The 11008-nt window shown below is 28.5% G+C and carries 11 protein-coding genes; all 11 read left to right on the plus strand.

The window, feature by feature from the left end; translation table 11 throughout:
* Window positions 1-38: 38 nt before the first annotated feature.
* The 11 genes from aroQ (at window position 39) to JWF52_RS04465 (ending at window position 10990) form a co-directional block, all read left to right on the plus strand.
* Window positions 39-458, plus strand: a complete 420-nt coding sequence (gene aroQ, locus JWF52_RS04415) for a type II 3-dehydroquinate dehydratase (protein WP_208332141.1) — start codon at window positions 39-41, stop codon at window positions 456-458.
* Between the two features lie 210 nt (window positions 459-668).
* Window positions 669-1226 carry an elongation factor P gene (gene efp / locus JWF52_RS04420; protein WP_042271953.1) on the plus strand — a complete coding sequence of 186 codons (558 nt, stop codon included), beginning with the start codon at window positions 669-671 and terminating at the stop codon, window positions 1224-1226.
* Between the two features lie 86 nt (window positions 1227-1312).
* On the plus strand, window positions 1313-1735 hold the full coding sequence (locus tag JWF52_RS04425; protein ID WP_208332142.1) for a CD1247 N-terminal domain-containing protein: 423 nt from the start codon (window positions 1313-1315) through the stop codon (window positions 1733-1735).
* A 147-nt stretch (window positions 1736-1882) separates the two neighbouring features.
* The gene (rnc, locus tag JWF52_RS04430) at window positions 1883-2584 is read left to right on the plus strand and encodes a ribonuclease III (RefSeq protein WP_208332143.1); all 702 of its coding nucleotides are present in this window, start codon (window positions 1883-1885) and stop codon (window positions 2582-2584) included.
* Window positions 2585-2617: 33 nt separating this feature from the next.
* Window positions 2618-3688 (plus strand): elongator complex protein 3, encoded by a 1071-nt coding sequence (locus tag JWF52_RS04435; protein WP_208332144.1) that lies wholly within the window; start codon window positions 2618-2620, stop codon window positions 3686-3688.
* 26 nt (window positions 3689-3714) lie between these two features.
* Window positions 3715-7269: a chromosome segregation protein SMC gene (gene smc / locus JWF52_RS04440; RefSeq protein ID WP_208332145.1), complete on the plus strand. Its 3555-nt coding sequence runs from the start codon at window positions 3715-3717 to the stop codon at window positions 7267-7269.
* A 411-nt stretch (window positions 7270-7680) separates the two neighbouring features.
* On the plus strand, window positions 7681-8619 hold the full coding sequence (gene ftsY, locus JWF52_RS04445) for a signal recognition particle-docking protein FtsY (protein ID WP_353654869.1): 939 nt from the start codon (window positions 7681-7683) through the stop codon (window positions 8617-8619).
* 101 nt (window positions 8620-8720) lie between these two features.
* Entirely contained in the window at window positions 8721-9089 is a 369-nt protein-coding gene (ylxM, locus tag JWF52_RS04450) for a YlxM family DNA-binding protein (protein ID WP_208332147.1), read from the plus strand.
* On the plus strand, window positions 9086-10438 hold the full coding sequence (gene ffh / locus JWF52_RS04455; RefSeq protein ID WP_208332148.1) for a signal recognition particle protein: 1353 nt from the start codon (window positions 9086-9088) through the stop codon (window positions 10436-10438). Before ylxM ends, ffh begins: the two co-directional genes overlap by 4 nt.
* Window positions 10439-10472: 34 nt before the next feature.
* Entirely contained in the window at window positions 10473-10739 is a 267-nt protein-coding gene (rpsP, locus tag JWF52_RS04460; RefSeq protein ID WP_208332149.1) for a 30S ribosomal protein S16, read from the plus strand.
* Between the two features lie 23 nt (window positions 10740-10762).
* Entirely contained in the window at window positions 10763-10990 is a 228-nt protein-coding gene (locus JWF52_RS04465) for a KH domain-containing protein (protein WP_042271972.1), read from the plus strand.
* Window positions 10991-11008: the final 18 nt, after the last annotated feature.

Consider the following 11008-nt stretch of genomic DNA (forward strand, 5'->3'; position numbering starts at 1 on the left):
TTGGTAAAAGTTTGTAGTCGCACAACCAGGGGGTATTTATGAAAATTATAGTTATAAATGGACCTAATTTAAATATGTTAGGTAAAAGAGAACCAGGTATTTATGGAAATGAAACTTTAGATGATTTAACGAAATATGTTAAAGATGAATTTAAAGATGATCTAGATATAGAATTTTTCCAAAGCAATCATGAAGGATGTATAATAGATAAGCTTCATGAAGCTAATGAAAAGTTTGATGGAGTAGTTATAAATCCAGGTGCTTTTACACATTATAGCTATGCAATTCATGATGCTATAAAATCTATATCTACTAAAGTAGTAGAAGTTCATATATCTAATATTCATCAAAGAGAAGAATTTAGACAAAAGAGTGTAACTGCTAGCGCTTGTATAGGCCAAATATCAGGTTTTGGTTTTGAAAGTTATATCTTAGGAATAAAATCATTACTTAAATAGATATAAATATATATTTATATAACTTGACAAGATTACAATAGTATATATAATTGAAAAAGGATACGATGATATAATACATACATAGCGGCAGATATACAAATTGATTGAATTATTTGCCTAAGATTAAAATTAAAATTTTGATTATAATAATAAAGAAATAAACTTAATTATTAGTATCATCGAAAATAAACTTTATATGGAGGGACAAAAATGGTATCAGCAAGTGATTTTAGAAAAGGTGTTACATTCGAAAAGGATGGACAACCATGTTTAATAGTTGATTTCCAACACGTTAAACCAGGAAAAGGTGCAGCGTTTGTTAGAACTAAATACAAAAACTTAAAAACTGGAGCAATAAGAGAGGAAGCTTTCAACCCAAGTGATAAATTCCCTAAAGCTCATATAGAAACAAGACAAATGCAATACTTATACAATGATGGTGAATTATACTACTTCATGGATGAAGAGACATTTGATCAAGTGCCTCTAGATTATGAAAAAGTTGAAGATGCTATAAAATTCTTAAAAGAAAATGAAGTTGCTACAATAAGATTCTACCAAGGGCAAGCTTTCCAAGTTGAAGCTCCGAACTTTGCAGAATTAGAAGTTGTTGAAACTGAGCCAGGGATAAAGGGAGACACTGCAAGTAACGTAACAAAAGCTGCTACAGTTGAAACAGGAGCTGTTGTTCAAGTACCTTTATTCATAAACCAAGGAGACAAAGTTAAAATAGATACTAGAACTGGAGATTATTTATCAAGAGTTTAAGAATTAATGTATATAAAAGCTTGTATATCTTAATAATAAAGATGTACGGGCTTTTAATTATATAATAAAGAAAGAGAGGGCTACTCATGAAATACTTATATGAAGAAGTTGCATATCTAAAAGGATTAGCAGAAGGATTAGAAATAAGTAATGAAACAAAAGAAGGTAAGATCATACATAAAATAGTTGAGACTTTAGAAAGTTTTGCTGATGCTATAGTAGAACTAGAAGAAGAACAAGCTGATCTTGTAGAGTATGTAGAATCTATAGATGAAGATTTAGCAGATATAGAAGATGATATCTATGAAGATGGCGAAGAAGATGAAGACGATGATGATGAACTTAGCTTTATAGAAATGGAATGCCCAAATTGTTCTGATTTAGTAGAAATAGATGAAGAACTTTTATATGATGATGAAATAGACATTGTTTGTCCAAACTGCCAAGCTATTATATTATCATCAGAAGATGATGAATGTATATGCGATGATTGTGATGACTGTGAATAAAATCAGATAAATAAAAAGCCTATGGGATATATCTCATAGGTTTTTTGTTTATTATATAAAAACCGACTAAATACATATTTTATTTTGCAATACTTCTAGAAAAATAGTACACTATAATCTAGAGAGAATTAACTCGGAGGTAGTAGTATGAAATTAAATAAAAAAATATTAAATAATATAGATAAATTCGAAGATATTATAGATTATAAATTTGAAAATAAAGAATATATACTTGAAGCGCTTACTCATAGTTCTTATTCTAATGAAAATAAAAACTATGACTTTAATGAAAGATTAGAATTCTTAGGAGATTCTGTACTTAGTGTAGTTGTAAGTGACTATTTATTTAAGAAAGAAAAAGATTTGCCTGAAGGAGAACTTACTAAGCTAAGAGCGAATATAGTTTGTGAGGAGTCTCTAAGTGAAGTGGCTAATGAAATAAATCTAGGAGAGCATATACTATTAGGAAAAGGCGAGGAAGCTACTGGTGGTAGACAAAGAATATCAATATTAGCAGATGCATTTGAAGCAGTAATAGCAGCTATATACCTAGATGGTGGAATAGATAGTGCTAGAACGTTTATTTTAAAATATATGGAAAATATAATATGCGACTCTAGAAAAGGTAAAATATTTAGAGATTATAAGACTCATCTTCAAGAAGTATTACAAGGTAGAGGCGAAAGTAATATATGGTATAAATTAGTAGAGGAAAAAGGACCAGACCATAACAAAAGATTTGTTATGCAAGTTGGAAGCAATGAAGATGTGTTAGGAACAGGCGAAGGAAAAAGCAAAAAAGAAGCAGAACAACTTGCTGCAAGAGTAGCATTAAAAAGCATAATATAGAATTTATAAAATACAGAAAGAGGATAATACCACATGAAAAAAAGAATAATTCCTATATTTGTACCTCATAGAGGATGTCCTCACGACTGTATATTTTGCAACCAAAAGAAGATAACAGGCGTAAGCACAGATATGACAAGTGATGATGTAAGAAATATTGTTGAAGAATATTTAACTACTATAGATAAAGATGCAAGTGTTGAAATAGCATTCTTTGGAGGTAGCTTTACAGCTATAGATGAAGATATACAAAAGAGTTTATTATCGGTTGCCAAAGAATACGTAGATAAAGGTGTTGTTCAAGATATACGAATGTCTACAAGACCAGATTGTATAAGTCAAGATATATTAACTATGTTAAAAGAATATAAGACAAGCATAATAGAATTAGGTGTACAATCTTTAGATGAAGACGTACTAAGAGATAGTATAAGAGGGCATCATGCTGATGAAGTATTTGAAAGTGCAAAATTAATAAAAGAAAATGGTATACAATTAGGGTTACAAATGATGGTAGGTCTTCCATCTGATACAGAAGAAAAATGTATAAATACAGCCAGAGAATTTATAAAGCTTAATCCTGATTGTGTTAGAATATATCCTACATTAGTAGTAAAAGAAACAGGACTTGAAAACTTATTATCTAAAAAAGAGTATAATCCATTTACTTTAGATGAAAGTATACAAATAGTTAAGAAACTACTAGCTATGTATTATGTTAATAATATAAATGTAATAAGAGTTGGATTACAAGCAACTGATGATATACAATTAGGTAAAGCTATAGTTGATGGTCCATACCATCCAGCTTTTAGAGAACTAGTTGAAGGCGAAATGATAAAAGACTATTTAAAATCTATTGTTTTAGATTTTAAAACTGTGGATAGTGTAGTAGTAAAAACTAATAAGAAAAATGTATCTAAGATAATAGGAAATAAAAAATGTAACAGTTTATATATGAAAAATGAATTAGGTATAACTTTAAAAACGCAGGAAGAAGATATTGATATAGATAGATTAGAAATTGTACTAGATAATCAAAAGAATATAAACGTTGATATGAAAGACATTTACAAAAGCTTATATAATATTTACAACCTTTAGTTTTATCATTGAAGGGGGAGAAAAAATTGTATTTAAAACGATTAGAATTAAAAGGATTTAAATCCTTTCCTATAAAAACAGACATTATATTTAAAGAAGGTATAACTTCAATAGTAGGGCCAAATGGTAGTGGTAAAAGTAATATATCTGATGCAGTTAGATGGGTATTAGGTGAACAAAGTATAAAAAGCCTTAGAGGTGATAAGTTAGAAGATGTAATCTTTGCAGGCACTGATACTAAAAAGCCAATGAATTACTGTGAGGTTGCACTTACTATTGATAATGAAGATAATAAATTAGAATTAGACTTTAGTGAAGTAACTATAAAAAGAAGAGCTTATAGAAATGGAGAAAGTGAGTTTTTCTTAAATAATAAAAGTTGCAGATTAAAAGATATAAAAGAAATACTACTAGATACAGGTATAGGGAAAGATGGATACTCTATAATAGAACAAGGTAAGGTAGATGAAATACTTAGTAATAACCCTGTAAATAGAAGAAAAGTATTTGATGAAGCTTGTGGAATATCTAAATTTAGATATAAAAAGCAAGAAGCAGAAAGAAATTTGAAAAATACGAAAGAAAACCTAGAAAGAATAAATGATATATATGTAGAGATTGAAAACCAACTTAAGCCTCTTTTTAATCAACAAGAGAAAGCTAAAAAATATATAGATCTTAGTGAAAAACTAAAAACTATAGAGGTTAATAGCTATGTAAAAGAAATAGAAGAATTAGAAAGAGAACTAAATGAAATAACCAAACATAGTGATTTATTAGAAAAAGAATCTAGCGAAGTTGATAAACAAAAGTCTTTAATAGAAAAAAGCTTTAATGAAACTAACAAAGAAATTGAAGAGATAGATGAAAGTATAAACAAATCTCAGGAATATATTAATACAATAAAGTCGGTAATATCTCAAAAAGATGCTCAAGTAAATCTTATTAATGAAAGAATAAAAAACTGTAAAAATGAGATAGAAAGAAAATCTAGAGAAATAAGCGATATAAAAGAAAAATTAAGCAATAATAAATTACTTATAACTGAATTAAAAGAAAAACAAACTAAAAAAGAAGAAAAAATAAAAGCTTTGACAGAAGAGATAAAGCTTATAGAAGAAAAGAATAGCGATAAGAAAAATAAACTTGGGGATATAGGAACTAATATTGAAAATTTAAAAGATGATATAATAAACCTTTTAAATAAAAGGCAAGAATCAACTAGTAAATTATCAACATTAGTTGCTAACACAGAAAATATAAATTCTAGAACTAAAAATATCGATTTAGATATAGATGAGATAAACGTTAGTTTAAAAAATAAAAATGAAGAATTAAGTAATTTAGAATCTTTATTTAAAGCTAAAAACGAAGAATTAAAAAGTTTGAAAATTAAAAACGAAGATGTAAATAAAGAACTAAACAGCCTAATTCAGAATAATAATGATTTAGATAGAAAAATCCAAAATAATAAATATAACTTAAATGATTATAATTCAAAACTTAATATTTATGTTGAAATGGAAAATCATAATGAAGGATTTAATAAAGGTGTAAAAGAAGTTCTTAAAAATAAAAGCTTACAAGGTATACATGGAGCTTTAGGACAAGTTGTAAATGTAGAATCTAAATATGAAAAAGCTATAGAGTCGGCATTAGGTGCATATATGCAAAATATAATAACTGATAATGAAAATAGTGCCAAGTTTGCTATAAGTTATTTAAAGAAAAATAATTTAGGAAGAGTTACATTTTTACCTTTAAATATTATTAAATCAAACAAAATAGATGTTAGAAATATAAGATGTAATACTAAATTTATAGGGGTTGCTAGTGACTTAATATCATTTGATGAAAAATATAGAAATATATTTGAAAGTATACTAGGAAGGACTATTATAATAAGTACTATAGACGAAGGGATAAAATTTGCTAAAGAAACAGGTCATAAGTTTAAGGTTGTAACTTTAGATGGAGAAATATTAAATCCAGGGGGATCTTTAACTGGAGGAAGTTTTAGAACTAATGGAAATATATTATCTAGAAGAAGACTTATAAATGAATATAGCGAAAAAATAGAATTAGTAAAAAAAGATATTTTATTATTAAATAATCAAAAAGAAGAATGTATAAAATCTATATCTATAACTAAAGAAAAAGCACTTGATTTAGAAAAGAATATAAAAGAGCTTGATAAATCTATAATAATAGAAAATTCTAATATAAATAGAGTAGATGCTGAGAGAAGTTCATTGCAAATGAGCATAGATAAATTAGAGAAAGAAAAGACTGGATTAGACTCTAACTTAAACTATACATTAGAAAAATCTGAATTAGTTAAAGCTGAAATACTGGATATAGATAATAAGCATAAAGAACATAAAGAAAAAATAGAAATACTAAGTAAAGAACATAAGGAAGCAAGTGGCTTATATGAAAATGAAAAACTTAGATACGATGAATTAAACTTAGAACTAGTAAAATACAAACAAATACATGAATCTTTAATAAATGACATACTAAGAATCAATAATGAAGATAAAGAACTTGAAGAAAAGTCTAAAAATTTAGATGAGTCTCTAAGAGAAGGTGAGAAAGAAACTTTTAAATTAGAAGAAGAAATAGTTATTGAAGAAACTGAAAAAGTAAGCTTAAATAAACAGTTATTTGATAATAGTAGAGGTTTAGAGAATAAAAAACTTTCTAAAGAAGGACTAAAAAGCAAGTTAGATGAATTAAACAAAGAGCTTAAATCTACAGATAGAACATATATAGAGTTAAAAGAAAGTTTATTTAAAATTCAAGGAAAACTTGAAAGACTTAAATCAAGTCAAGAAACTTATATAAACAAGTTATTTGAAAAATATGAAATGACTGTAGTTCAAGCTAAAGAAATTAAAGATGAGAACTTAGAAATAGATAAAAAATTACTAGAAAGCCTAAAAAGAGAAATAAGAAATTTAGGGAATGTAAATATAGATTCTATTAAAGAGTATGAAGAAGTTAAAGAAAGATATGATTTCTACAGTGAACAAAAGCAAGACTTAGAACAGTCAATAGAGGCAATAGAGATTTTAATATCTGACTTAGAAGAAAATATGAAGTCAGAATTTGAGGCTAAGTTTAATGAAATTAATGAAAACTTTAAATTCGTATATAAAAGGCTATTTGGCGGAGGCTACGGAGAACTTACTATTATAGATAAAGAAAATATATTAGAAAGTGATATAGAAATAACCGCACAACCACCAGGAAAGAAAATGAAAAATCTAAATCTATTATCAGGTGGAGAAAAGGCACTTACTGCAATAAGTATACTATTCTCAATACTTTTAGCTAAGCCAACTCCGTTTTGTATATTAGATGAGATAGAGGCACCATTAGATGATGCCAATATATATAGATTTGGAGAGTTTTTAAAAGAACTAGCTAAAGATACTCAGTTTATATCTGTAACTCATAGAAGAGGTACAATGGAAGCATCTGATTACATATACGGTGTAACAATGCAAGAAAAAGCAATTTCGAAAGTATTAAGTCTAAAGCTTAAAGAAGCTCAAGAAATGACTGATATTATATAAAACATAATAGTAAATCTATTAGGAGGTAAATAAGTGTTAAAAAAATTATTTAACTTTGGAAAGAAAAAAGAAGAAAAACAAGAAGAAGTAAAAGAAGCAGAAGTTGTAACTAATGAAGATGAACAACCTCAAACTAGCAATGAAGAAAATAATACTAAAGAAGATTTAAAGCAAGAAATAAATATTGAATCTAATGAAGTTGAAGTAACTTATGAAGAAAAAGTAATTGAAACAGAAAGTACAGAAGAAAAAAAAGAAGAAGTAACTACCAAAGAAGAAAATGAAACTCTACATGAAGAAATAGCAGTAGAAGAAATGGATATTACTAAAGAACTAGATATATTAGATACAATTGAAGCTATTAATGAAGACAAAATAGAAGAAGAGATATATGAGAAAGAAGAATTAGAAATAGTAGAAGAGCCAAAAGAAAAGAAAGTTAATCTATTTGATAGATTAAAACAAGGTTTAACTAAAGCTAAGCAAGGAATAACAGATAGAATAGATGATGTATTGAAATCATATACAAAAGTAGATGAAGAATTATTAGAAGAATTAGAAGAAATACTAATAACTGCGGACGTTGGTGTAAACACTACTATGGACATAATAGATTCCCTAAGAGATAAAATAAAGTCAAAAGGTATTACAAATCCACTGGATGTAAGAGAAGAATTAAAAAGTGTAGTAGAAGAGATATTAACTAATGAAAACTCTACATTAGATCTAGAAACTTCTCCAACTATAATACTTATGGTGGGTGTAAATGGTGTTGGTAAAACTACTACAATAGGAAAACTAGCAAATAGATACAAAAGAGAAGGTAAGAAAGTTTTATTAGCAGCAGGAGATACATTTAGAGCAGCAGCTATAGAACAGTTAGAAGTTTGGGCTGGAAGAAGTAATGTAGATATAATAAAGCATCAAGAAGGAGCAGATCCAGGAGCAGTAATATTTGATGCTATAAAAGCTGCAAAAGCTAGAAATGTTGACTTATTAATTTGTGATACAGCAGGAAGATTACATAATAAAACTAATCTTATGAATGAGCTTGGAAAAGTGTTTAAAATAGTAGATAGAGAATTCCCAGAAGCTAAAAGAGAAGTTTTACTTGTAGTAGATGCTACAACAGGTCAAAATGCAGTATCTCAAGCTAAAACATTTAAAGAAGTTGCAGATATAACAGGTATAGTTTTAACTAAGCTTGATGGAACAGCAAAAGGTGGAGTAGTTCTTGCGGTTAAGAGTGAAGTAGATGTTCCAGTTAAGCTTATAGGAGTAGGAGAAAGTGTAGAAGATTTACAAGATTTTGATGCAAAAGCATTTTCTGATGCTTTATTTGGGAAGTAATTAGCTTTTAAAAATTAAATGTTGACAAGATTGTCTATATGATATAAAATACAATGTGTAAAGTAAATAACCTTTACAGTATATCACTGGGAAGTGTAGCGATGAATATAGAGAAAATGGTTGAAATTGGATTGTTATTTGAACAATATAAAGAGTTACTAACTGATAAGCAAAAAGAAATAGTATCTTTATACTATGAAGAAGATTATTCTTTAGGTGAAATTAGTGAAAACTTAAATGTATCAAGACAAGGCGTATATGATACATTAAAGCGTTCAGAAAAAATACTAAAAGATTATGAAGCAAAATTACAATTAGTATATAAAATTCAAGAACAGGAAAAATTCGTCAAAATTATCGTAGATAAAATTGTTGACATTAAACAAGATTTATTGCAAAATAGAGATTGTGCTAATTTAATCCCTAAGCTAGAAAATATAGAAGATGTATGTAGGGAGATGTTAAAATGATATTTGAAGGATTATCTGATAAACTACAAGGAGCACTTGGTAAGTTAAAATCTAAAGGAAAACTTACTGAAAAAGATGTAAAAGATGCTATGAGAGAAGTTAAGCTTGCTCTTTTAGAAGCAGACGTTAACTTCAAAGTAGTTAAAGATTTTATAAAGAAAGTTCAAGAAAGATGTGTTGGACAAGAAGTTATGGAAAGTTTAACTCCTGCACAACACGTAATTAAAATAGTTAATGAAGAGCTAACTAGCTTAATGGGTGATGTAGCAAGTAAAGTTATGATATCTCCTAAGCCACCAACAGTTATAATGATGGTTGGTCTTCAAGGAGCAGGGAAAACTACAACATCAGGTAAGCTTGGAGCATACTTTAAAAAGCAAGGAAAAAGACCATTACTTGTTGCATGTGACGTTTATAGACCAGCTGCTATAAAACAGTTACAAGTTGTTGGAGAAAAATTAGATATACCAGTATTCAACATGGGTGACAAGGAAAGTCCGATAAATATAGCTAAAGCAGGATTAAGTCATGCGCTTAAATATAACAATGACTTAGTTATTATAGATACAGCAGGTAGACTTCATATAGATGAAACTTTAATGGATGAGTTAAAATCTATAAAGTTAGAAGTTAAACCTCATGAAATACTTTTAGTTGTAGACTCAATGACAGGTCAAGATGCAGTAAATGTTGCTGAAAGCTTCAATGAAGCTCTTGGTGTAGATGGAGTAGTACTTACTAAATTAGATGGAGATACAAGAGGTGGGGCAGCACTTTCAATAAGAGCTGTAACACAAAAACCTATAAAGTTTATAGGTATGGGTGAAAAGCTAGATGATTTAGAACCATTCCATCCAGATAGAATGGCATCTAGAATATTAGGTATGGGAGATATCCTAAGCTTAATAGAAAAAGCTCAAGAAAATATGGACTTAGATAAAGCTAGGGAATTAGAACAAAAAATTAAGAAACAAGATCTTGATTTTGAAGATTTCCTACAACAAATGGAACAAATACAAAATATGGGTCCTCTGGATAAGATACTAGGTATGATGCCTGGTATGGGAAATATCAAAGACCAACTTGGTGATGTAGATTTAAATGGTAAGGAAATGAAAAGAACTAAAGCCATTGTACAATCTATGACAGTAGAAGAAAGAAGAAATCCAAGTATATTAAATGCTTCTAGAAAGAAAAGAATAGCTAGGGGTAGTGGATGTAGTGTTCAAGATGTAAACAGGCTGATAAAACAATTCAACGAGATGAAGAAAATGATGAAGATGTTTACAGGCTCACAAAAAAGTATGAAGAAAAGGGGCGGTTTTGCCGGACTTCCTTTCTTTAAATAAATAATAGACAAAAAAATTTTCGGAGGTGACTGTAATGGCAGTTAAAATAAGATTAAAAAGAATGGGATCAAACAAGAAGCCTTTCTACAGAATAGTAGTAGCTGATTCAAGATCTCCAAGAGATGGAAAATTCATAGAAGAAATAGGATTCTACAATCCAATTTCTCAACCAAAGCAAGTTAAAATAAACGACGAGAAAGCTGTAAAGTGGTTATCAAACGGTGCTCAACCAACTGATACTGTTAAAACTTTATTAGTTAACAACGGAGTAATGGAAAAATTCGAAGCTTCTAAAAAATAATAATTTAATTAGGAGATGAGTATATGAAAGAGCTAGTGTTAGATATAGCTAAGGCTCTAGTCGATGATCCTGAATCTGTAGTAGTTGAAGAGACTAAAGAAAATGATGAAATAATCTTAAAACTTAAAGTTTCTCAAGATGATATGGGGAAGGTTATCGGAAAGCAAGGCAGAATAGCTAAAGCTATAAGAACTGTCGTAAAATCTGCTGCAAATAGAGAAAAAGTTAAAGTTTCTCTTGAGATAGTATAAAAGGATTAGGTATATACC

The organism is Clostridium sp. CCUG 7971 (assembly GCF_017590215.1).
In the GTDB taxonomy this organism is placed as follows: domain Bacteria; phylum Bacillota; class Clostridia; order Peptostreptococcales; family Peptostreptococcaceae; genus Faecalimicrobium.